Source organism: Psychrobacter sp. NPDC077938 (genome assembly GCF_044542635.1).
Lineage (GTDB): Bacteria > Pseudomonadota > Gammaproteobacteria > Pseudomonadales > Moraxellaceae > Psychrobacter.
Window position 1 is genome coordinate 1 of record NZ_JBITUW010000007.1, and the last position, 24,695, is coordinate 24,695.

At 43.9% G+C, this 24,695-nt stretch carries 19 protein-coding genes; 9 read left to right on the forward strand and 10 right to left on the reverse strand.

Annotation, left to right across the window (positions count from 1 at the left end):
- Nucleotides 1–397: 397 nt before the first annotated feature.
- A complete protein-coding gene (locus ACIGBM_RS11680; RefSeq protein WP_367179724.1) occupies nucleotides 398–964 on the reverse strand; it encodes a DNA glycosylase in 567 nt (188 codons plus the stop codon).
- A gap of 482 nt (nucleotides 965–1,446) precedes the next feature.
- Between ACIGBM_RS11680 and upp the strand changes: the two genes are divergently transcribed.
- On the forward strand, nucleotides 1,447–2,106 hold the full coding sequence (upp, locus tag ACIGBM_RS11685; RefSeq protein ID WP_057761878.1) for a uracil phosphoribosyltransferase: 660 nt from the start codon (nucleotides 1,447–1,449) through the stop codon (nucleotides 2,104–2,106).
- A 73-nt stretch (nucleotides 2,107–2,179) separates the two neighbouring features.
- Nucleotides 2,180–2,929, forward strand: coding sequence for an SDR family NAD(P)-dependent oxidoreductase (locus ACIGBM_RS11690; RefSeq protein ID WP_397477858.1), 750 nt, complete (start codon nucleotides 2,180–2,182; stop codon nucleotides 2,927–2,929).
- Between the two features lie 69 nt (nucleotides 2,930–2,998).
- Here the strand turns inward: ACIGBM_RS11690 and ACIGBM_RS11695 are convergent, their stop codons facing one another.
- Nucleotides 2,999–3,679, reverse strand: coding sequence for a hypothetical protein (locus ACIGBM_RS11695; protein WP_397477859.1), 681 nt, complete (start codon nucleotides 3,677–3,679; stop codon nucleotides 2,999–3,001).
- A gap of 223 nt (nucleotides 3,680–3,902) precedes the next feature.
- Here ACIGBM_RS11695 and ACIGBM_RS11700 point away from each other — a divergent pair, with 223 nt between their 5' ends.
- Complete coding sequence (locus ACIGBM_RS11700; protein WP_397477860.1) at nucleotides 3,903–4,871, forward strand: alpha/beta fold hydrolase; 969 nt, start codon at nucleotides 3,903–3,905, stop codon at nucleotides 4,869–4,871.
- A 78-nt stretch (nucleotides 4,872–4,949) separates the two neighbouring features.
- Here the strand turns inward: ACIGBM_RS11700 and ACIGBM_RS11705 are convergent, their stop codons facing one another.
- Together ACIGBM_RS11705 and tyrS are read right to left on the reverse strand one after the other, a co-directional pair.
- On the reverse strand, nucleotides 4,950–5,177 hold the full coding sequence (locus tag ACIGBM_RS11705) for a DUF1653 domain-containing protein (RefSeq protein WP_397477861.1): 228 nt from the start codon (nucleotides 5,175–5,177) through the stop codon (nucleotides 4,950–4,952).
- A 98-nt stretch (nucleotides 5,178–5,275) separates the two neighbouring features.
- The gene (gene tyrS, locus ACIGBM_RS11710) at nucleotides 5,276–6,487 is read right to left on the reverse strand and encodes a tyrosine--tRNA ligase (RefSeq protein ID WP_397477862.1); all 1,212 of its coding nucleotides are present in this window, start codon (nucleotides 6,485–6,487) and stop codon (nucleotides 5,276–5,278) included.
- A gap of 143 nt (nucleotides 6,488–6,630) precedes the next feature.
- On the opposite strand from tyrS, the gene ACIGBM_RS11715 reads away from it, so the two are divergent.
- The 3 genes from ACIGBM_RS11715 (at nucleotide 6,631) to ACIGBM_RS11725 (ending at nucleotide 10,453) form a co-directional block, all read left to right on the forward strand.
- Nucleotides 6,631–7,989 carry an anhydro-N-acetylmuramic acid kinase gene (locus ACIGBM_RS11715; RefSeq protein WP_397477863.1) on the forward strand — a complete coding sequence of 453 codons (1,359 nt, stop codon included), beginning with the start codon at nucleotides 6,631–6,633 and terminating at the stop codon, nucleotides 7,987–7,989.
- A gap of 153 nt (nucleotides 7,990–8,142) precedes the next feature.
- Entirely contained in the window at nucleotides 8,143–9,477 is a 1,335-nt protein-coding gene (gene fabF, locus ACIGBM_RS11720) for a beta-ketoacyl-ACP synthase II (RefSeq protein ID WP_397477940.1), read from the forward strand.
- 130 nt (nucleotides 9,478–9,607) lie between these two features.
- Nucleotides 9,608–10,453, forward strand: coding sequence for a hypothetical protein (locus tag ACIGBM_RS11725; RefSeq protein WP_397477864.1), 846 nt, complete (start codon nucleotides 9,608–9,610; stop codon nucleotides 10,451–10,453).
- Between the two features lie 138 nt (nucleotides 10,454–10,591).
- Here ACIGBM_RS11725 and ACIGBM_RS11730 read toward each other — a convergent pair whose 3' ends face one another.
- From ACIGBM_RS11730 to ACIGBM_RS11750, 5 genes are all read right to left on the reverse strand, one after another.
- Nucleotides 10,592–12,409, reverse strand: coding sequence for an aminopeptidase P family protein (locus ACIGBM_RS11730; RefSeq protein WP_397477865.1), 1,818 nt, complete (start codon nucleotides 12,407–12,409; stop codon nucleotides 10,592–10,594).
- Between the two features lie 418 nt (nucleotides 12,410–12,827).
- Entirely contained in the window at nucleotides 12,828–14,396 is a 1,569-nt protein-coding gene (locus tag ACIGBM_RS11735; RefSeq protein ID WP_397477866.1) for a peptide MFS transporter, read from the reverse strand.
- A 299-nt stretch (nucleotides 14,397–14,695) separates the two neighbouring features.
- Nucleotides 14,696–15,154: a hypothetical protein gene (locus tag ACIGBM_RS11740; RefSeq protein ID WP_397477867.1), complete on the reverse strand. Its 459-nt coding sequence runs from the start codon at nucleotides 15,152–15,154 to the stop codon at nucleotides 14,696–14,698.
- A 192-nt stretch (nucleotides 15,155–15,346) separates the two neighbouring features.
- A complete protein-coding gene (gene lnt / locus ACIGBM_RS11745) occupies nucleotides 15,347–16,921 on the reverse strand; it encodes an apolipoprotein N-acyltransferase (protein ID WP_397477868.1) in 1,575 nt (524 codons plus the stop codon).
- 276 nt (nucleotides 16,922–17,197) lie between these two features.
- A complete protein-coding gene (locus ACIGBM_RS11750; protein ID WP_057761902.1) occupies nucleotides 17,198–18,097 on the reverse strand; it encodes a CBS domain-containing protein in 900 nt (299 codons plus the stop codon).
- A gap of 287 nt (nucleotides 18,098–18,384) precedes the next feature.
- On the opposite strand from ACIGBM_RS11750, the gene ACIGBM_RS11755 reads away from it, so the two are divergent.
- Nucleotides 18,385–19,719: a DUF4105 domain-containing protein gene (locus tag ACIGBM_RS11755; RefSeq protein ID WP_397477869.1), complete on the forward strand. Its 1,335-nt coding sequence runs from the start codon at nucleotides 18,385–18,387 to the stop codon at nucleotides 19,717–19,719.
- A gap of 7 nt (nucleotides 19,720–19,726) precedes the next feature.
- On the opposite strand, the gene ACIGBM_RS11760 is transcribed toward ACIGBM_RS11755, so the two are convergent.
- Nucleotides 19,727–20,245: a YcgN family cysteine cluster protein gene (locus ACIGBM_RS11760; protein WP_397477941.1), complete on the reverse strand. Its 519-nt coding sequence runs from the start codon at nucleotides 20,243–20,245 to the stop codon at nucleotides 19,727–19,729.
- A 256-nt stretch (nucleotides 20,246–20,501) separates the two neighbouring features.
- On the opposite strand from ACIGBM_RS11760, the gene ACIGBM_RS11765 reads away from it, so the two are divergent.
- Both ACIGBM_RS11765 and ACIGBM_RS11770 read left to right on the forward strand, forming a co-directional pair.
- The gene (locus ACIGBM_RS11765; RefSeq protein ID WP_397477870.1) at nucleotides 20,502–21,239 is read left to right on the forward strand and encodes a dienelactone hydrolase family protein; all 738 of its coding nucleotides are present in this window, start codon (nucleotides 20,502–20,504) and stop codon (nucleotides 21,237–21,239) included.
- Nucleotides 21,240–21,411: 172 nt separating this feature from the next.
- Entirely contained in the window at nucleotides 21,412–24,645 is a 3,234-nt protein-coding gene (locus ACIGBM_RS11770; protein ID WP_397477871.1) for a DUF2339 domain-containing protein, read from the forward strand.
- Nucleotides 24,646–24,695: the final 50 nt, after the last annotated feature.

The window sequence follows — 24,695 nt, forward strand, 5'->3', positions numbered from 1 at the left end:
GGCTTATCCTATTTAGCGAGCTGACCATCATATCATGTTTTAATAGTCTGTCAACTTCTTTTTTTAATTTGTTTCAACAAGTTAACTGGGTTATTTATATGTAATCTACATATAAGCTACTTCCAGCTCGTCTTGATGAGGTGCGTATTATAGACGGTTTATCTTTTGTGTCAACCCGTTTTATTAATGTTTTTAATCTTATTTTAGTAGATGAATAAATCTGTATTTTTTTCAATAGGTTATGATTTAATTAATTTCAATAGGTTTAGAGACTGACTATAGATGTGCTTTTAACTATACTTTCTATCATCAAAAACGCTTAGCTTTGTTAGATAAATACCTTTTACTATCTTTGAGCTTTATCTTCTATTAGTGCAACCATTTCTCTATTTCCATTTTATAACTTACCCATCTTTTCAAAAAACGCCTTATACGCCGCGACTTTCTTATCCAACGATAATGGATAGGCACGTGAGGTTGACGGTAATCTATATAAGGTTAAGTCATTAACATCCGTTTTTTTATTATTCGCATTCTGCCATTGATAAGGGTAATCCATACTTTGATTGGTTTTCGGATGCTTTGATTTAGCAATTGGCTCATCTAATAACCCAAGTAGCACTTCGGTCGCCTTACCTCCTGTCGTAAACAATGACGCTACCTTCGGCACTTGTGGCAAGATAACCTCTAAATCAACAGGTGTGACTACTGTTAGATTTTTATCCGAAGCATTACCCGTCTCACGGATCGCCTGCTTTACTGTCGGACAAGAAGCAATGCCACGTTCAAACATAAAATCTCGGATACGCTCAGGGTCAAAGCGTTTTTCATCGCCTACTCTAAAGTAGTCAGCATCGTCAAAAAACACTCGGCCATATATCCGCCACATATCATTATAAAAATTGGGATAATGAAAGCTCATCGCCCATTTATCAGCAGTCGGTGGAAACGTACCCATCATCATGACCGTGGCATTGGGCGGTAAGACAGGCTCGAAAGGATGGGTTTCAAGCTCTGTGGCTTTGCTATCAGACAATTTCGATTCAGTATCAGTGGTTTTTTGAATGCTTGGTGTTTTTATAGTCATGATATTCTTCATCAGAAAAGCGGTTTTTTTGGTATCATAGCAAGTCTAAACACTACCTCACTTATAATCACGTTATATAGTCAAACTTAGTCGGTTCAATCAGTTGACTTAAGACAGCGCGATATCATTTTACTTAGCCTGAATTGCTTAGGCTTTGATGGCAGCTGTGAACGCAAATATTGTCATTGCGATAAATGAGCACTGTCGTAAAGTAGTTAATTAGCTTGACTGTGAAGGATTTAACTTTACTATTTATGAGCTAAGGATATGGTTAAAGTGCGGTAAGTGTTTGTATCTTTTATACTAATAGCAACCGCAGTAACTGCGCAAGCATCAGACAAGAAACCAAGAGAGTACTTATGAGTGACTTAAACAGCGATTTAAAAATTACGGTAATCGATCATCCACTAGTCCGTCATAAACTCAGCCTTATGCGCGAAAAAGACTGTAGTACTTATAAATTTCGTACATTGACCAAAGAGCTTGCGCGCTTGATGGCTTATGAAGCAAGCCGTGATTTTGAAATCGAAACTTTCCCAATGGAAGGCTGGTGTGGCGAAATCACTGGTGAGCAAATCATCGGCAAGACGGCGACGATCGTACCGATTTTACGCGCAGGTATCGGCATGCTTGATGGAGTGCTCGACTTGATCCCTACTGCTAAGATTTCTGTGGTCGGTCTACAACGTGATGAAGAAACGTTGCAGCCAGTTCCTTTCTTTGAAAAGTTTGTTAGCCATATGGACAAACGTCCTGCGCTGATCATTGATCCAATGCTAGCCACGGGCGGCTCAATGGTTGCGACTATTGAGATGCTAAAGAAAAACGGCTGTACTAACATTAAAGCATTGGTATTGGTGGCTGCACCTGAAGGCGTACGCTTGGTAAATGAAGCGCATCCTGACGTGACTATCTATACCGCTGCGCTAGACAGCCATTTAGATGAGCACGGTTACATCATCCCAGGTCTAGGCGATGCTGGTGATAAAATATTTGGTAAGCAGTTATCTAATAGATAAGTCGCATTAGGATAAATAAAATCGTCACCAAAACTATGGCAACAGCAGACAGCATCAATAATAAGGACAGATAATGAACGTATTGATTACAGGAGCGAGCGCGGGTTTTGGTAAAGCGTTGGCAGAGCGTTTGGTTGCTAACGGCCATCGCGTGATTGGTTGCGCCAGACGCCTTGATAAACTGAATGCTTTGGCAGAGACTTTAGGTGAGGCTTTTTTACCTGTGATTATGGATGTGAGTGATACAGCTTCTATTCCACAAATTATTGCTGATTTGCCTGATGATTTTAAGCAAATCGATGTCTTGGTAAATAATGCAGGGCTGGCACTCGGTGCAGAGCCTGCTCACAAAGCCAGTCTTGATGACTGGATGCGTATGACTGATACCAATATTAAAGGCTTGATGGCGTTAACCCATGCAGTCTTGCCAGCGATGGTCGCTCGCGATAGCGGCTATATCATTAATGTCGGCTCGATTGCTGGTAGCTGGCCTTACTTTGGTGGTAACGTCTATGGCGCGACGAAAGCGTTTGTAAAACAATTTAGCTTAAACTTGCGAGCGGATCTGATTGGCACTCAAGTACGCGTGACCAACCTCGAGCCTGGCAACGTGGCTGGCACTGAGTTTTCAAACGTGCGCTATCACGGTGACGATGACAAAGCTGCCAAGGTGTATGATGGCTTTAAAACCATGATAGGTGAAGATATCGGTGATATTTTGTTATGGCTAATTGAGTCACCTGCTCATATTAATGTCAACCGTCTAGAAGTAATGCCAGTCGCCCAGACCTATAATGGATTGACGATTGCCAAGCAAGCTTAATATTAACTGCTCGGCTAGTTTTAGTATCAATGTTGATTATCAATATAACACTTATCAACACCGAACCTATTAGCGCAGTTCATAAGATCGAAGCAATATAGAGTCATCTATATTGCTTTTTTTTATGTCTTCGACAGTCTGCTCATTGACCAAACGCAAATCCTGAAAGTCCAAAATCAGCACTTCGTTACGCAGACGTTCGCTAGTACGTTTATTGTGACGTATCGCAAACCCCAATACTTGCTTACCAGTGATGGTTATCTGATTAATAATTAACCTTGAATTATTCACGGTCAGCTTGTGGGTCAGATTCTGAGTCATTTTCTGAGCATTTATGATTACAGTCGCTGGATTCACCGTAGTGGTTAACGTCTTAGTTTGTCGTACACTTTTGGGCATATCTCCTGCAAAAAACAATACCTGACCTAATGGTAAATATTGCGCATGCCGTATTAATTCTTGTCGGAACAATGCAGGCATATCTGTGTTAAAACTGTCTTCTGTCTGCTGATAAAATGCGGTAAAGTTACGATGCAAATAACGCCCAAACACTGTAGTATTAATCCATTCTTGATAAACATCATCTGCTAATAACTGCTTGGTAAAAGCACTGGCATCAATTGTGACATCCCTACTCAAAGTAGCAGACAACATCGACAGTAAAAGCGCTTGCGGACTGGCAAATGTCTGCTGCTGCCATACTTGTGGATATAGACTACTATCGAGTAATGGTAATGTCGATCTACTCATGCACTTGTATCCTCAACGATAATTTTCAGCCCCTACATAGCACTGATATAGTCTCACTGTTGACTTCTACCTTTAGCCAAATTCTATGCTATGGTCAGGTGACAGCTTTAATATAGCAATCTTTTATTCGCGGTATAACTATTTTGTAGCTGTGTATTCTGCCGCCATACTTTCTTAGCTAAGTTGACCGAGACAGCTTGAAAAATCAAAGAGATATCACTCTATGAAAAAAGACCTCTTACCCTTTCCTACTCCCTACCAGCTAAAGACCATTACTGTCCAAACAGCTGATGGAACGTTGCTGCCCGTCTCTGTCATCGGCAAAGGTAAACCTGTCCTATTAATGCACGCTTTTGGTATGGATGCGAGGCAATTTTTGCCATTTATTTTACCGCTCATTCGGCACTACTGCTTTTACTTGCCTCATTTTAGAGGGTTTGGTTTGGCCAGTAACCTAACGCTGCCAACGTTTGATTTTATCGAGCAATATGCACAAGATACCCAAGATGTATTTGAATACGTGAGCGAAGAAACCGGCTTTGAGGTTTTTCCTGTTGCCGCGATATCGATGGGAGCATTGGTCATGTGGGCGTATTTTCAGCGCTTTGGTACTCAGCGCGTGAGCCATTATCTGAACATTGATCAAGCACCGATTATTCATAATCAGCCAGACTGGCAAGGTGGCGGTGTATTCGGTACACGACAAACCGAATTGTTTGCGCAATTTACACGGTTGATTACTGACACTGCCCCTTATTTACAAGCCGAGCAAGTGGTTGACTTCCGTCACCTGCCCTATCGATTGAAAGTAAATTTATTAGACATGGAGCGCTCTTTTTCTCTGCTCTCTGTCAGTAGTAAACCTTCGCAATTATTGGTAAAAGCCCTCAGTTATCGGGCACCGCAGAAAATCTCATTAATGGAACACGCGACTTGGCAACACAAACTGCGTTGCCTATCGGCTTATGTTGCATTGCCCTACGATTACCGCGAGGTTTTGCCCACTGTCAATATTCCGACTACCTTGCTGATTGGTGCGCGCTCGCAGTTATATAATGCAGAATGGCAACAGCGTTTGACTACTCTGCTGCCCAATGCACACAGTATTATTTTGCCAACATCAGGCCATGCCGTGCCGATGGATACACCAGTTAGTTTTTATAAAGTATTGAAAGAGTTTCTGAACGCTTAATTGTGAGTTTGCGATAATGCACAAAAAAAACGACCTCAACGGGTCGTTCTAAATTCAATCTAAATTATTGGCTAAGTATTAATCATTTAATGGTTTAATCAATTCAAATCGCGGAATTTCTTTACCATTAACCGTGACCGTCTCAGCGAACATCGCAAGCGGGCGTACCCACACGCCATACTCACCGTAAAGACAGCGATAGACTACTAGTGACTCTTCGGTCTCTGAATGCTGTGCGGTATGCATCACTTGATAAAGACTGCCTTTGTAATGGCGGTAAATGCCTTGGGGAATGGTTTTAGTCATAGCAAACTCCTACTATTAAAAATGGCTGCTAACTATCGCTTCATAAAAAAGGTCGACAATTACTGCCGACCTCGCTATTAATTATTTTTATAGATTATCTAACCAACCGTCACTTTTGCATAAGCCTTTTTACCTGCTTGAATCACGACCGTTTGACCTGAGGTTAGACTAAAGCCACCATCAACGACTTCGCCATCTACTTTGACCACGCCACGTTTTACCATGTCTTTGGCAGCCGAGTTGTTTTTAGCGAGCTTAGCTTGGTTCAATATCTGGGTGATAAATAATGCATCTTGCCCTTCTAGATCTAACATGATTTCTGGCAAGTCAACTGGTAGCTCGCCATCTGCTAAAACGTTACCCGCAGATTTGTGCGCATTAGCAGCGGCATCAGCATCATGAAAACGCTCGATTAATTCTTCGGCTAAGATACGTTTGATTTCTTGCGGATTACGGCCATCTTCCATTTCGCGCATCAATCTTTCAACTTCTTCCATTGGCTTAAAGCTTAAAAATTCAAAGTAACGATGGATAAGTGTGTCCGGCATCGACAGGATTTTTTGATACATGGTACCTGGTGCATCATAGATAGCGACATAGTTGCCCAGTGATTTGGACATTTTATTGACACCATCTAGCCCTTCTAAGATTGGCACAGTGATACAAACTTGCGGCTCTTGGCCATAGCGCCCTTGCAACGTGCGACCCATTAGCAAGTTAAAGGTCTGATCGGTACCACCAAGCTCAACGTCTGCTTTTAGGGCGATAGAGTCGTAGCCTTGTACTAACGGATAAAGAAACTCATGGATCGAGATAGGCGTTTGTGATGCATAGCGTTTTGAGAAGTCATCACGCTCTAGCATACGCGAGACGGTTTGCTGACTGGCAAGCTGAATCATGTCAGCGGCGCTCATGTCATTGAACCACTCAGAGTTAAAGACCACGCGGGTTTTTTCTTTGTCCAATATTTTGAATACTTGCTCAGCATAAGTCGTTGCGTTGGCTTTGATTTGCTCATCGGTCAACGGTGGACGTGTGCTGTTTTTGCCAGAAGGGTCACCAATCTTGGCGGTATAATCGCCGATTAAAAAATAAATCTCATGACCCAAATCTTGAAAATGCTTAAGCTTATTGATCAGTACCGTGTGACCTAAATGCAGATCAGGTGCGGTAGGATCAAAGCCTGCCTTGATACGTAGCGGACGATTTAGCTTTAGCTTAGCCACTAAGTCATCTTCAGATAATATCTCTTGCGTACCGCGCTGAATAAGGGCCAGTTGTTCTTCTAGGGTGTAAGTTTGATTGGTCATGATGCTCTCTATATATCACTTTAATTGGGATTTTTATGAATGACGGTTACTGGCTCAACACCTTAGGAAGTTTAGAACCTCAAAAGGTTGGAAAAAATGCTAGAATTTGACGGATATACTAGCGTTTTTTAAGGTAAATTGCCATGACCAACCCCGCATCGATTGCTGATACTGACCATAATGCCCTCGCAGACTTGCTTATGAATAATGGTTTGGACAACCCTTCAGACGATATTGATGATTTGACCTCTGATAATTCGAACTATGCCACCTTAACTGATGCCCTTGAGCAAACGGTGTTTGAAAGTTTCGATGATGGCTTATATATCGGCATGATGTCTGGCACCAGTTTGGATGGTATGGACACGGTGCTTTGTCAGTTTAATCCTGAGGTGAGTAACGAAGATGGCACCCAACCGCCAATGCGACTGCTTGCGACCTATAGCCAAGATTTTCCGCCACGTCTGCGTGAAGTGCTACTGGCATTGTGTCAGCCGAATGGCGTGAATCAACTCGTACCAGAGGCCGATGAACCAAGCAGTGAGTTGGATTGGTTCGGCTGGGCAAGTCGCGCGTACGCTGAGTTCGCGAGTGAAGTGGTCAATGCCCTATTGCAGCAATTAAATACCGATCCTGAGTCAGTACTGGCGATTGGCTGTCATGGACAAACCGTACGCCATCGCCCGCAAATGGGATTCACGTTGCAACTGGTCGATGCCAATATTATCGCTGAGCGCACAGGCATCAGTGTGGTCAGTGATTTCCGACGTCGTGACATGGCAGTTGGTGGTCAAGGTGCGCCTTTAGTACCTGCGTTTCATCAGGCACTATTTGCCAATCCTGATAGTACCCGTGTGCTATTGAACTTAGGCGGTATTGCTAATATAACCGTCTTGCCAGCTAGTGAAGAAATTCAAGTTGTTGGCTACGATACTGGACCTGCCAACTTGTTATTGGATGCGTGGACCTCATTGCATACAGATAATAGCTATGATGCAGGTGGCGCTTGGGCGCAGTCTGGAACTCTCATTGAATCATTATTACAGCAACTTTTGACACATCCGTTTTTTGCTCAGTCTCATCCAAAAAGCACAGGTCGTGAGGACTTTAACTTAACTTGGTTGCAGGGTGAGCTACAGGCTTTTGAGCAAGCCAATGCTAATATCAGTTATTCAGCAGCCGATGTGCAAGCAACCTTGACTGAGCTAACGGCCATCAGTGCCAGTACGCAAATCAATATGTTTGTCAGCCCTTCAAAAAACAGCTCGGTCTATGTTTGCGGCGGCGGCGCGTTGAATGACTATTTAATGACACGCCTGCAAGCACACCTACCCCATTGCAAAGTAAAAACTACTGAACATTTAAGGCTTGCGCCAACATGGGTAGAGGCCGTTGCTTTTGCATGGTTAGCCAGACAAACATTGATGGGTGAAACTGGTAATTTACCAGCGGTAACTGGTGCAAATAAAGGCGTGGTATTGGGTCAAGTATGTTTTGCCTGACCAGTTAAATTTTAGTTTACATACGTGCACCTATGTGTTTTATAATGACTTTTGAAACGCCATCCTCTTAGGACCTGTAAGTATAGGATATATCGCATGAGCCAGAATAGTAGTTCACCTATCGACCAAGCCACCACTGATGACACAAATAATATGACTGCAGCACCTGTACATAAATCGCGTCAAAAACCACCTCACTACGAGCGTTCTGATGATACGCGTGTGGTAGTCACAGGTATGGGCGCCATTACGCCGCTAGGTCTAGACGTCGATAGCTCATGGACCAAATTGCTCAATGGCGAAAGTGGTATCTCACCGATTACGCATTTCGATGCCACCGGCTACCGTGCGCAAATCGCAGGCGTGATCAAAGATTTTGATGCCAAGCAATATATGAATGCCAAAGATGCGCGTCGCTACGATGAGTTCATGCATTATGGGGTTGCCGCTTCTGCCATGGCACTCAAGCACGCTGGTTTTATCGATGAAGTCAGTGCTGCTGATGCACCTGTGCATGGCGTCGACCAAGATCGCTTTGGTATCATTTTAGGTTCAGGTATTGGCGGTATCCAAACGATTGAAAACAGCCGTGATACCTTACACGAAAAAGGCGCCGGCAAAGTCTCACCTTTTATTATCCCAGGCTCTATCGTTAATATGGCCGCTGGACTGGTAGCAATTAAGCATAAGTTAAAAGGTCCAAACCTTGCGACATCCACGGCTTGTACCACGGCGACTCATGCTATGGGTCTTGCTGCTCGTTTGATTGCTTACGGTGATGCCGACGTTATGCTGGCAGGCGGTAGTGAAAAAGGCTCTAGCCCACTTGGTATAGCTGGCTTTAGTGCGATGCATGCACTCTCTACGCGCAATGACGAGCCAACCAAAGCCTCGCGTCCATTTGATAAAGGTCGTGACGGGTTTGTCCTTGGTGATGGTGCTGGCGTGGTGGTATTAGAAAGTCTTGCCCATGCCAAAGCGCGCGGTGCAACGATATTGGCAGAGCTAGTCGGGTTTGGTATGAGCGATGACGCCAGTCATATTACTGCACCACCAGAAGACGGTAGCGGTGCGGCAAGAGCGATGCAAAATGCACTAAACGATGCTGGTATCGAGTCATCAAGCGTCGGCTATGTCAACGCTCATGGTACCAGTACCCCTGCGGGTGACGTGGCTGAGTCTATTGCTATCGAAACTGTATTCTCTCCTGTAAAAGACAGTATCCTAGTCAGCTCAACCAAGTCAATGACCGGTCACTTACTTGGTGCCGCTGGCGGAGTTGAAGCTATCTTTACAGTACTAGCGCTACAGCATCAGCATGTACCGCCTACGATTAATCTAGACGATGTCGAAGACAACTGTAATCTTGATTATGTGGCTAATCAATCACGCAAAGTTGATAACTTGCAGTATGCAGTATCTAACAGCTTTGGCTTTGGTGGTACCAATGGCTCATTGGTATTTGCTCGCTGGCCTGTCAATCAATAACAGCCATCCATCTACATCGCAGCGCATGGTAATAAATGCGTTGTAACGTTGGTGTCAGATTTGCTACGTTTGTCCACTTGCAGCCCCTTATCGTACTTGCGTATGATAAGGGGTAATTTTTGGAACATTTATGGAAGATACCATGTCAAGCTACTCATTTTCCCATCAGTTTTATCAACGCTGGACGTGTGCACCTGAGCCAGTACGTGCAGCGATTACCCAAGAACTAAAAGACATCACTACTCTGCTGCAATCTGACACCTCATTTGAAGACTTCACTTTTAATACCCATGACTTAGATGCGCATGTAGACGAGCTATACGACAACTACAATGCAGAGCAAGCCATTGCGAAAGCGATCACAGACAAACAAGATCTAGAAGACGCAGCCGCTGCAAAACAAAAACTAGAAGACGAGCAGAAGAAAAAAGAAGCAGAAGAAGCCACACGCAAGGCAGAAACGACTCAAAAAGAACAAGAAAAAAATGAGCAGGCAGCGTTAGAGACAGACAACGACAAAGAAATGGCTGCTACCGACGTAGCTAAATCAAACACAGATAAAGTCGTGGCAGATAGCGCTGTTACTGACGATTTTGTTACTGATAATTCTAGTGCAAAGACTGAAAAAGCGGCATCAGAAGTCGTAAATACTGAAAGCAATGTTAGCGATAGTAAAAATGCTGACAATAAAGCCATTGGCGAACAGGCTCATACGCTTAGTGATAACCACATTAAAGATATTAATAGTAAAGCCAGTGCAGCGATTAATTTGGCCTTAAAAGACGCTAAACTAGATGCAACACATCAACAGCTAATCCGTGAGCTAGAAACACAGGTCGATGACTATTTAAGTGAGCAAATGATGCTAATGTCTGAAAACCTAAAGTCTTGGCTACGTGCTGAGGTCACTCAACACTTTAGCGAACAGAACGATTCAACTACTAATAATGAAGCTGCTAAGAAAAACATCCACTAACAGTGATTGTTTTTCAGTGTGAAACCTACAGTTAGAAACAGTCGCTCAGTAGTAAGTATTAGATAACAAACACTAAAAAGCCCCGTAAATCATTTACGGGGCTTTTTAGTACTTTTAGTTAATGTTTTGAGCTTGGTATTAAATGGCTTTAGTACGTTCAGTCAACCATTCAAGCGCTGCACCTTCAACACGATCTTTTAGCTCTGCGAAGACTTGGCTATGATAGCTATTTAACCAATCAATCTCGGTTTGATCCAACAGTGACGGCTCAATCAGACGCGTGTCAATTGGGCAGTAAGTGATGGTCTCAAAGTTTAAGAAATCACCAAACTCTGTCTCAGTAGGCTTAGCAACTGGCGTATTTACTACCAAGTTCTCGATACGAATGCCCCATTTTCCTTCGCGGTATAGACCTGGCTCATTACTTGAAATCATACCGACTTTCATCGCTCGCTCTTTTGGTGTGCTAGCACTATAGGCGATGACTTGTGGGCCTTCATGTACGTTTAAGAAATAACCAACGCCGTGACCTGTACCATGACCATAATCCATCTGTGCTTGCCACAATGGCGCACGGCAAATAGCATCGATCAACGGTGAGGCGATACCATCAGGGAAATGCGCACGAGCTAGCGCAATGTGAGCTTTTAGCACAATCGTAAAGTCGCGTTTATGCTCAGCAGTGACTTGCCCAATACCGACTACGCGGGTGATATCAGTCGTACCGTTTTGATATTGTGCGCCTGAGTCAATCAGTAGCAATCCGCCTTCGCCCTCGGCCACATCAAGGTAGCTGAATTTTTCTGGCGTTGCGCGGTAATGTGGTAATGCGCCATTTTCGTTAAAGCCTGCGATGGTCGGGAAGCTTGGCGAGACATAATGCGGCTGACGACTGCGCACGTCTATCAGCATACTATCAACATCTAGCTCACTTAGGCGCTCGCCGTTTGCTAGACGCTGCTCAAATGTGGCAAAAAACTCAGCCAAAGCAGCACCGTCTTGACGCATCGCTTCACGGACATGATCGATATCTGCATCAGATTTCACAGATTTGAGTAATGTACTAGGCGCCATTTGCTCAATAAAGCCAACATCATCTGCCATTTTTGAGAGTGTACCTACTGCGACTTTGCTCGGATCTAACAGTAGTAAATCGTCTGGCGTTAATACGCTCAACGCCTCTTGCACAGCAGAATAATCAGCTAACGTGATACCGCTGTCTTTTAAACTTTGTGCAATATCTTCGCTTACTTTATCAGTATCAACAAACAACGTTGCTTTGTCGGCATTAATCAACATGTGTGACAAGAATACCGGATTATAATCAACATCAGCACCGCGCAAGTTCGTCAACCAAGCGATATCGTCTAAGCTTGAAAGTAAATGATGGGTCGCACCCGCTTCTGCCATGCCTTCGCGTACTGCAGCCAGCTTTGAGGTGGCAGACTGAGCAAGGAACTGCTCATCATGAGTATATAATTTGGCCGCTGGTAGTGCTGGACGATCTGTCCAAATCTCTGTCAGCACATCACGCTCAGTGATCAAAGTAATGTCATGGGCATCAAAAGCATTTAACAGGCGATCTTGCTCAGCGATAGATAGCACATTGCCATCTACTGCTACGCTATCCCCTTCTTGCAAATGCTCGGCTAGCCAATCGATATGATTTGACTGACCTGGCGCAAGCTTTTCTAAAGTAATACCTGTGCCTTCTAACTGGTCGGCAGCATGTACCCAATAACGGCTATCCGTCCATAGACCTGCAAAATCAGCAGTCACAACAAGTGTACCGACAGAACCGGTAAACCCTGACAGCCATAAGCGTGCTTGCCAGTACTCTGGTAGATATTCAGATAAATGTGGATCAGCAGAGGGTACGATGATTGCGGTCAGATCTTGCGCGGCTAAAGTGCTACGTAAATTAGCAATACGTTCGTGAATGGCTTGTTTATTCATTGAATGTGTCCTTATAGAAGTTATAAAAATTTGATGTTGGCGCGATTATTTACAATCGTCTTGTTCTAATAGTCGTCTTGTTTGAGTTGTTGATACCGCTTTAGTTTTAATAAGATATTTATTATCGATAACAATTATTCAAGCAAACAGTCTACTTATTTAGCTATCTAATTATGTTTGTTTGGGTAATTACTTCTACTTATTGAGAATAAAAAATTGAATTAATATAGGCTTATAAAACGCTGTACTGCTGTTTATCGTGAGCTATCATTAGATGTTTGGGCAGATAGTAAGCTTTCAATGGCTTGTGCCAAATATCCCACTAACTAAAACAATAAAACGTGCTACCAGTAATGGTAACACGTCTCATCATGTGTCACTTGTGCTGTTGTTAATCACAAATGTACATCAGATTATCTTATTGCTTGGCCAATTGTTTCTCACGCTCGCTTTCTTTAAGCATCTTATTAATAGGTTTTGCTAGTATCAATAGTAGTACAGCGGTAACTACCAAGAAGATGGTCATGGTAGTAAATAGACCTGGTAAGCCTTCGATTTTGTCAGCAGATACATGCCCACCAAAGAAGGCGGCAACCAAGTTACCCATAGCGATAGAAGCAAAGAACAGCCCCATCATTTGGCCTTGCATACCCTCTGGCGCCAGCTTAGTCATGGCAGATAACCCAACTGGGCTTAATGCTAACTCACCTAGCGTCAATAATAATAAACTACCTACCAACCATAGCGGCGATGCCAAGCCAGCACCAGGCGCTAAAATGCTTTTTGAGGCAAAAATCATCAAGGCGAAACCTGCGGCTGCAAGCAGCATACCGAGTGCAAACTTAGCCATACTGCTAGGCTCAAGACCTCGGTTACCAAGCTTGACCCAAACAATACTAATGATGGGAGCTAAGATCAGAATAAATAAAGGGTTCAATGACTGAAACCAAATACTCGGTATCTCAAAACCTAAAACATTCAGATCAGTATAACGATCGGCAAATAAGTTAAAAGACGTTGGCTGCTGCTCAAAGCTTGACCAAAACAGCGTCGAGCCAATGATTAAAACAAAGCAAATTAGCAAGCGTAGTTTGTCTGTCTTATCCAATCGTGGTGAGATAAACATAATAGCGAAATACAAGATGACCACCGCAGCAATGATATACGTCATATACTCTGCAACCATCTCAGGATTGAACGATATCATGCCGGTAGACACTAATAGCACTGCGGCTACTAGCAAGGCGACAAAACCACCAACCCAGCGACCGATGTTTTTGTAATGGTCGTTAGATTTTTCCCACTCGGCTGAGATACCTTTAGCACGTGCATAACGCGTTAAGTTCTTTTGCGCGAAAAAACGATAGATCAATAATGAAACCAGCATACCCAAACCACCAACGCCAAAGCCGACATGCCACATGCCTTTTTCTTTGAATACGCCAACGATAAGTGCTGCTAGTAACGCACCGATGTTAATACCCATGTAAAACAAGGTAAAACCGCCATCACGGCGAGAGTCGCCTTTGGGGTACAAGGCGCCAACCATCACTGAGATACAGGTCTTAAATAACCCTGAGCCCAAGACAATACAGATTAAACCAACAAAGAACAGCGTCATACCGAACATCGCTGAAAGCGCGATACACAAGTGACCAAGGGCAATAATAATACTGCCCCACCACAACGCACGCTCTTGACCTAGCCAGTTATCTGCTAACCAGCCACCTGGTACTGCTGCTAAGTACAACGAACCCGCAAAAATACCATAAATAGCAGAAGCGGTGACTTCATCGAAGCCAAAACCGCCACTGCTCACTGTTGCCACCATAAATAAAACTAATAGTGGACGGATACTATAATAGGAGAATCGCTCCCACATTTCGGTAAAAAACAATGAGCGTAAGGGCGCAGGATGTCCCATAAAGCCATTGTCTAGTGCTTCTAGCTCTGCTGCACTAGCCCCCGATTTTGTTTCTGTGCCCATAACTTTATTCCTTTAAAGATCATATTTGTAATGACCAAACCCCTGATTATTCAGATGGACGGTCATATAGGCGGAACATTGTTTCACTTGGCTATAATCAAGTAAAGAAAAAATTGGTCAAAAATTACACAAATACCCATAAAAAAAGCCCGATCTCAATGGTTGAGAACGGACTCTTTTTATGGGTATCTAGGACAGTGATATTATGCTTATAGCACTGTTGATACAGGCTTCATAATGCATCTCATCTGACAATCAAGTAGCACTATTTTAAATCATTTATATAGCCATACTACAGCTTACTGTGCTGCGACCTCATCAGTAGCGTCGCCAGCATTCCCAGCATCTACATCACCATCCGCTTGCTCAGCTGTCAAATCAGCATCAGCAACAGCGGCTTGGCTCACAGTACCAGAGGCAGTTGCGGTACCAGCTTCTGCGGTAACAACTGCACTATCTGCATCTGCCACTGGTGTTACGGTTGCATCTGCTGCAGTATCAGGCGCTGTAGCATCTGATGCTTCTTCTGTTGTCGCAGCTTCTGCATCGGCTGGAGCCGCTTCTTCTTCAGTAGCAGTGGCTTCTGCTTCATCTGCCGCAGCTGATGCTTCAGTCGTCTCAGCAGTGATATGCTCGCCTGCTGGACGCAAAAATGCAGAAACACCAATAAGTAAGACAATACCTAAGAACATGGCAATGCCACCTAAAGCGAATAACAGCTCTTTTTTTGGATTGTTATTAACGATACCTTCTGACATACCTTATCCACCTTGCACAAAATATTTGAAATATTGACCTATTATATCGCAATTTATACTGATTTGTGAAAACCCTTAAGTATTTAAAGGGTTTATTATCCACAATTTAAATATTCATTTTTGACACTTGTGACAGCTAACTACTTAATCAGTTATCTCTTATTCGCTATCGTCACATCTTACTTAATAATACTACTTAACCAAACGTACTGGAGACTTAGTACGTTTACCCAAATAGCTAAGTATTAGCAACAGTGCCATGATAAACAAAATAGGATATTGACCAAAGCGCATAAATGGCGTGTTGCCAACTCGTGCTTGAATATCACCGCGCAATACAGTACGTTCAAACTGCGGTGCTCGCTCTACAATACGACCTTTGTGATCGATAATAGCCGTCACACCTGTGTTGGTCGCACGCATAAACCAGCGACCGTTTTCTAGTGCGCGCATCTGTACCATCTGTAAATGCTGTAGTGGGCCTGCCGACGTACCAAACCAAGCATCGTTTGAGATGGTCAATAAGAAATCCGTACCAATGGCGTTTTTGCGCGTGGTATCTGGATAGGCCACTTCATAACAGATGGCTGCACCTAAATTATGCCCTCGCACACGTAGTGGCGACTGCTGATCACTGCCGCGACTATAGCTCATAATGTCTTGGCTGCCTGCCAGATTAGGCAGAATATCAAGCACTCCTTGGAATGGAATGTATTCCCCAAATGGCACCAGACGTTGCTTTTTATACAGCCCCTCTGCCTGTGCCCCTAGCGCTATCACGCTATTGTAGAACGGCGGATATTTATCTGTACTGGCATCAAACGCTGCTTCATCCTTATAAGGAATACCAGTCACCCATGTCGTGTCAGTCTCTTTGGCCATCGCGACCATTTCACTGATAAAACCAACAGCTTCTGTCTGAAACATAGGAATCGACGATTCAGGCCACAGCACGATGTCACGTCCCCACTCGTCACGGGTCAACGTTGCATAGATTTTTAGCGTCTCAATCTGATATTCGGTGAGCCATTTTAGATCTTGCGGGATATTGCCTTGAATCAAAGATACCGATAAATCAGGAGTGCCTTTTGGTTTGGTCCACTGCGGATTAATCAACCATAGCGCGCTACTAATGATTAGTAATGCTATCGATGGAATCATATAGCCACCGCGGCGACGCAACAGCTCAATGATACTGGCAGCCAATAATACCGCTACGAAAGAAACCGCAAAGACGCCAGCTACAGGCGCTAGCGAAGACAGCCAATACTGTTCAGTAAACGCGTAACCGACGAATAGCCAAGGAAAACCAGTAAACAACCAAGTTTTCATCCACTCTTGGAGTATCCACAGAGCGGCAAAAGATAAAGGCTGCTTGCCGACCACACGATTAAAGATGAGCGCCAAAAAGCCATGGAACAAGCCCATGCCTAGACCCATGAGCGCAATCATAATCAAAGAAAGCCATGCGGGCGTATCACCATAAACGTGTATTGAGGTATATAGCCAAAACGCGCCAACACACCACAGCCCTGTACCGTAGGCCTGACCAATTAGAAAGGCGCGGCGACCTGTCATCGCTGGTACCAGTAATGCATATAAGATGGCAGGTGATACCAAGGCAACTGGCCAAATGCCATAAGGCGCGAGCGCGAGTATAAAAGCGGCCCCTGCCAGCCAAGCTATTAGTACCGTCAACCCCATATGTAAACCTTTTGGCTTATCGGGGTTCAGACGTTTTTGTAAATCAACAGTAGACAGACGCATAGCAGTTATCCAAAACCATATTTTCTAAAATTTCTCAGCTAAGCGATGAGATAATACTCACGCAAAACCTGACTGCATAATGCTTTATGCAGGGCCACAAATAAAACCCACCCATGATACCAGTCAAAACCTGCAAGTGGGTAAATTTGCGTAGCTAAAACCTCATTCTAAAGACCAAAAGGCAGAAAGCAAAAAACACGATTTTTCATCGTGTTTTTTATTGAATTTGCTAACAAGTTTTATTCATTGACCAATTATCGTGACACTATAAGCAAGCTAGTGGCTGCCTATCAATATCTGTTGCTCGGCATTGGTTTTGGTCAGCTCTAGATTTTGGATAAATCGCCCTTCGACATCGGTAATGGTAATTTTCCAATCATCTATCACGACGCTCTCGCCTTCTAAATCACCAACGAAGCCAAGTGCTTGCATGACCAAACCGCCCATCGTATCGACATCGGTATCGTCAAAACGACTACCTAGCTCATCATTACAGTCTTCAATTACTGTAGACGCTTGGACACGCCATGTATTTGGCTTTTCTGGATCAGGGACGATGTTATTGATATCGCTATCTTCATCAAAGTCATCGTGCTCATCGACGATGTCGCCAACGATTTCTTCCAACAAATCTTCCATGGTGACCACACCACCAAAGTTACCAAACTCATCAACGACAATCGCCATGTGTACTTGGGTACGCTGCAATGAGCGTAGCAAGGTATCAGAACGAGCCGTCTCACTGATATATAACGGCTGGCGCACCAAGTCTCTGAGACGCTTACTATCAATTTTGTCTTCTTGGTTGCGGACCATATGTACCAGAATCGGAATCAAGTCTTTTGCTAATAAGATACCGATGACGGCATCATCATCTTGACTGTCAAAAACAGGATAGCGCGAGTGAGTGGTCTCAAGAATAATATCCATCACTTCGGCAAGACTGGTGCTCTCGTGCAGACCAATCACTTGCGGACGCGGTGTCATGATTTCGCGGACTTGTGTCGCAGGCAAATCTAGCACGCCTTCTAACATATCGACCGTATCAGGCTCTAAAAACTGGCGCGAGTCTTGTACCAGACGAATCAATTCATCACGGGTTTCGGGGGCGGTCGATAGCCAGCGTTTTAAGCCGCGCATCGACCAACTACTCGGGCTGGGAGTGTCGTCAGACATGGTGGTGTGATTTAACCTCTTTAGTTAATAAAAATCAGAATAGTATTCAATAGAAAAATGAACAATACTCAATAAAAAACAAGTAGAGCCTAGATGGGGATAAAAGTAGCAAATAAAACAGCTGGTTTGTTATTAATTACTGCATGAATAACAAATTTGCTAGTACAAATTAGCTTCACTTTATCGCAAGGCTCACCGACATTCAACGACAAATTCACTCAAATTGTATTGTCAGCGTGTTATAAACTTTGCTATGGTCAAAGCCTTTATTTATCAAAGCAAACCCTATGTCGCTACGTTCCGTTTTTTCTCGCTTACTCTCGTCGCGTTCACGCAGTCGACTGTCAGACAGTCGTGGCTTAGAGAGCCGTGGTTTAGAGAGTCTGGACTTAAAACGCAAAACATTAGAACGTAAACAGCCAAAGCCTACATGGCGCCATCGTCTTATGACTTTTTTAATTGCTGTTACGTTGTTGTTATCAGCGCTATGGTTATTACTCGCGATTTGGTATCAATACGGCGTCAGCTCAGTATTGACTTGGCTTGCGACAATAGCGATTGTAGGTATATTAGCTGCGCTGCTAAGTACACGTTATTGGAATGCTGTCACAAAAATATTGCAAAGTGACTCATTGTCTAATAGAAAATCGATTGGTAAAGGCACAGCAACCAAGCTGCTTATCGGCGTATATGGCGCTGTTTGGCTTGTGGGTCTAGGTTGGTTTTTTTCTATCGAACCTAAACAAGATCGAGAATGGATGGCTGAGGTCGACCAGCGAGTCTCCTATGAGCGCGATGCGACTAACCCTGATTTGATTACCTTAACCAATGTTCGTAACTTTGATTGGCAAACTGAAGAGGATGCTAACGAGCATTGGGATACCCGTACGATTAATTTGTCTAAACTCTCTGGCGTTGACGTGACCAATTCTTATTGGATGGGACCACTAATTGCTCATACCTTAGTTAGCTTTCGATTTGAAGATGATAGACCACTTGCCTTTTCATTTGAGATTCGTAAAGAAGATGGCGAGTCTTTTTCAGCGCTGGCTGGTTTTTTTCGACGTTATGAGCTGAGCCTGATTGCTGCAGAAGAACGCGATATTATCTACACTCGCAGCAATGCGCGCGGCGAGCAGGTTTATCTGTTTCCTATTAGCAATTTGCAACAGCATGAAGTGAGGTCACTATTTGAATCTTATCTAACGGCGGCCGATGATTTGAACGCTAAACCTGCTTGGTACAATACATTGCTCAGCAACTGTACCAATATCATCTTTTATATGGCGCGTATCGTGAGTGGCGATCGCTTGCCATGGGATTATCGGATTTGGGTGTCTGGTTGGTTACCGAATTATCTATACGATGTAGGTATGTTAGATGCGGCTCTAGAAAAGAACAACCAGCCTTGGTCAATGAACACGTGGTATGAGCGCACTCATATCAACCCAAAAGCAAAAGGCTTTGATAATCAAGTCAACTCACAGTCTGATATCGATAGAGATAAAAACAGCCGTAAATTCTCACAGCAGATTCGTCAAGATATTCCGATACCAGCATTGGCTAACTCGCAAGCCAGTGCTGAAGCAAAGGCCAAATCTACTGCTCAGGCATCTGACTAATGGTAGACTAAGGATTAACCCAGTTAACCACCCGTGTCTCCATTTCTTCATCAGACATACCGATTTCCGTGACACAGCGACCAGCGACGCCTACGTTGGCCGCTCGCATTTGTTGTTGTGTCACCACAGCATCCCCAGTCAATAATAAATGCCAACTTGGTAAGCCCTGCTCTTTATACAAACGCTTATAAGCGCAGTGCGATGGTAGCCACATCATCTTGGGCAAGTTGTCCATAGTCAGCTGAATACAATCTGGCACATGCTCCTGACGCGTCGCATAATGACTGCAATATCCTGTCGCGCAGTCCATCAACTGGCAGGTGACATCGGTATATTCGACCAGTTCTTCATCCACATTACCGCTTTCATCTTCATCGATGTACTTAATCAAGCAGCAACTGCCGCAACCATCGCACAACGCTTCCCACTCGCTATGGTTTAATTCTGTTAACGCAAATCGCGACCAAAACTGCGGACGTAGTGGTTCAGACTCATACTTAGAGTCAGCATTAGCATTAGAATCCACATCGGTACTATCAGGGAACAAACTTACCGGTTGCGTAGGCTTGGCCGCTGCATCGAGACCTAAATTCAAGTCAGATTGGTCATTATTTTTGTTTAACAAATTTATAGTCATAAAGTCGCAGTAGCATTTTGATAAAGAGCGTTACAGTATTATAGCTGTTTTTGCTGGACATGGGCGTTAAGGTAGTACGAGTTAGAAAAACGAACCATCACAATGACGAATAATTAAAACTCATAACATAAAAAAGGACAATAATATGTCAATTAAGACTTTTGAATTAATCAGTACTACCGAAAACGGTGTAGAACTTATCAGTTATGTAGCACTACCAGAGAACGCTTCAGATGGAAATCCAGCAGCAGGTATCTTGGTTGCACCAGAATGGTGGGGCGTGGTCGATCATCCAAAATCAGTGGTTGAGCGTTTGGCAGAAGCAGGCTATGCAGCAGTCGCTATGGACGTTTACGGTGAAGGCAAACTAACCACCGATGCGGCAATGGCAAACATGTGGATGGAGCAAGTACTGGCTGATCAAGACATGCTAATGGCACGCTGCCGCTTAATCCTTAATGATTTCAGCGATCAGTTATCAGTCGATGGTGACAACCTAGGCGCAATCGGTTACTGTTTCGGCGGTAAAGTCGTACTAGATATGGCTCGCGAAGGCATGCCACTAAAAGCCGTTGCTACGTTCCATGGTAACCCAACGCCAAAACAACCAGCAGACAAAAACTTTGCGGCAAAAGTGTTGGTTGCTCATGGCCGTGACGACTCAATGGTATCAATGGATGCTATCGAAGGTCTAAAATCTGAGCTAGACGCAGCCGATGTTGACTACACTATCGACGTCTATGACAATGCCAAACATGGCTTTACCAATCCGCACGCCGATGAGCGCGCAGCCAAAAATGAAGTAGATCTTGGCTACAATGAAGCCGCTGCTAAACAAAGCTGGGAAAACATGCTTGAGTTTATGAAAGCCAATTTAGCATAAGAAACGATTTGGTATAAAGACCATTAAAAAGGGTAGCTTAATTATTAAGCTGCCCTTTTATTTTGAGTGTCATCTTAGCATCTGTCTTTTAGTCCAGTAATCAGAGTAGTCTTGTGCTTCTTATTAAATCACGTCATTATCACTTTACTATAAACTGGATTGAGTGACGAAGATGTTGTATCTAATGGTGACCCAGTTGGGCTGGCTGGCTTTTACGATTTTATTGATCGTAGTGGTCGCGTTATATACTAGGATAGCTCGAAAAATCGAGCATCTACGCCGTGATGTGACGACGCTGCAAGCTGAGCTGGAGCAGCAAAGACATCGTAGTATGACGCCTCCGTCTGCACCTTTAATCGATAAAAATGATTATACACGTAACACTGCTACTGACGATAATGATCTTAAAGACAATGTTCCTAAAGACAGTGACGCTAAAGACCATGATGCTAAAGAAATAACTTTTGACTCACAACATTCTTCTGCAGATAATCGGCTGCCTGTATCACCACCACCGCTTCCTACCGTTGCTTCAAACTCGACCACACCTGCAGCATCAAACATCTATGACGATAAATATATAGACGATAACGCCTCGATAAATACTAAAAACACGGCGTCTACCGCACCGATTGAGCCAGATGAACGCTCATTGCCTATTGTGACCTCACTGATTCATTCAATCAAAAACTGGTTTTTCGGTGGCAATTTAGTCGTGCGAGTCGGCGTATTGGTGCTATTGGTAGGTGTGGTGCTCCTGCTTCGCTTATTAAGCGAATATATCGAGATTTCGATTGCGACGAAGCTGATAGCAGTTGGCGTTACAGGATTAGCATTGGCAGCACTTGGATTAAAGCTGACCGCAAAACGCTTCTCATATGGGATTACGCTACAAGGTGCAGGCTTAGCAATTGCGTATCTAAGTACCTTTTTTGCTTACAGTGTTTATGAAATCATTTCTGATATCCCAAGCTTTATCGGGCTTGGGTTATTGTCTGCCATTACCATTGCTCTCGCCGTACGTCAAAACGCCTTCCCATTAGCGTTACTGGCATTATTGGGTGGATTTTTTGCACCGATTCTGACCAGTGAAGATACTGGCAGCTTGGTCATCTTATTCAGCTATTATCTACTGCTAAACGTCACCATTGCCGTGATTGCTCATTATCGACCATGGAAAATATTAAATCTATTCGGTGTGACTGTGACATTTGGTTTGGCGTACTATTGGGGTATCAGCGAAAACCTGAGCGCCGTCATTGAGACGCAGCGCTGGGCATTGGTAGCGTTAGTAACCTTACACTGGCTGCTTTACTTATTTGTCGTCATTCGTTATGCGCAGCAAATCATTACCTATAACGCGCTAAACGAAAAAGACCTCAGTCATGCTGATAATGTAGATAATACAAAACACTTGGACAAAGCCCATGTAGGCAGCTCCTATGTACTCCCCATTGATACGGGTTTACTGTTTTCAGTACCGCTACTGGCCTTTGGCTTATTTTCTGCCTTACTAAACGACATCGCTAACGCCCTCACGATTACCAGTGCCATTTTGGCTATGGTTTATCTTGGCTTAGGCTGGCTATTTATCCAGCGCAGTAGACGCTATGCTTTAATCACCGAAGGGATGCTGGCATTAGGGTTAGGATTCTTTGCACTAGTCATTCCGCTGGCGCTAGATGCTGAATGGATTGCTTTTGGCTGGTCAGTACAAGGGTTGGCGCTAGTATGGTTTGGACGACGCTCATTGCGGTCGTGGTCGGTATTGTTCGGCTTACTATTACAGCTCGTCAGTATTGGTATGCTAGTGACGACAGCGATATTCTCTAGCAAAGACTATCCCGTTTTAGCCTTTAGTATTTCAGCGCTCAGTTATCTAGCGACCGTCTTTATATTACGCGCTAGCAATTCACCTGCCGCGCTGATTAATAGCTTAGATAGTAGTAATAACCTTAATAGCCTTAACAATAAAGGCCCTACAACAGCCTCGGTCATACAATCACAATCCTCAGTAATGAAAACACAAACATTGGACATCACATCAGATCCATTAACTAGCTATGCCCATGCGCTGGGCGTCAGTATACAAGCTGCGCAGCAATGGCTGACCTCCATCGATAGTCAGAGCCGCGTATTCAAATTCGTTTGGCATAGCCCTAGATTCATCAAATTTTTGACATTGACCGCGATGGCTTGGATGCTACAAGTACTGATGCTTGATTTGCATCATTGGTTTGATATCTGGCAATCAAGTACGACCGTAATTGCACTAGCAGCACTTATGAGCTTGATCGCTTATTGGGTCATCAATCGCTATCGTCCGTGGGCGGAAATTAGACAGCTTAGTCATGGATTGCTAGCCCTGTTCTACTTCATGCTAATACTGCAACTACCGCAAAATTTTGAGCGAAATTTAACATGGTCAACAGCGGAATGGTTGGTGTTTGTAGGCTTAATAATCGGTTGGTTAGTCATGGGTCAGCTATGGCTAAAAACATGGTCTGATACATGGTCCGATAACAAACATACCTCACGTTATACTGTTGCAAGCTGGCTAGGTACAGGCATCTTACTTATCGCTGCCGCTGCGCATTATGGTCTACCGAACTCTGATGGCGTGATGGCTTTCTTGTTTCCAGCAGTACTCATATTGATTGGATTATGGTTCAATCATCGTTATCTCAGTCAAAATGAAGAAAGCACCTCGACTAATAAAGTTTCAGAACAAGGTCTGCTGTATTGGTTTGATTGGCAGCAAGCACTGTTAGGATGTGCCGCCATCTTTGCTCCCATTGCTTTACTGTGGGTTGTTCTTACCAATTGGTCTTATGACGGTGTGATTTGGAAACTGTCTTATTTTCCATTATTCAACCTATACGACATCACATCGTGGCTGACGCTATCGGTTGGTTTTAGTCTGTATTACATCAGCCAACGTCGCCACAATGAAACCGTTATCGAGTCAGGTGCAACTGCCAAACCTAAGCGCGTATTCACCACTGAGAATTTACTAATTATATTGGGACTAATCAGTTTTTTGGTGATCTCCAGCATGTTAGTCAGAACGCTACACGCCTTTATCGGCACGCCACTTTGGAATGACTATCAAGGCGGCGCATGGCAGAGCGAGCAAGTACAAACAGGGCTGACGATTCTATGGACGCTCTTGGCATTGGTCGCTACCATCATGGCGAGTCGCTATTGGCAGCGTGCGCTTTGGTTTATGGGTATTGGGTTGTTAGGTATTGTCGTACTTAAGCTGGTCTTAGTCGATTTGTCACAGACTGAGGCAATTTGGCGAGTGATATCCTTCCTTGGTGCGGGCAGTTTAATACTATTGATTGGATATTTGGCGCCCTTGCCGCCAGAAGCTGAGGAGAATATTGACAAGCCTCAGGATTAGCATTCAAAAACGTATCCCAATTTTAAGAAAATATGCTGAGAAAGGTAATC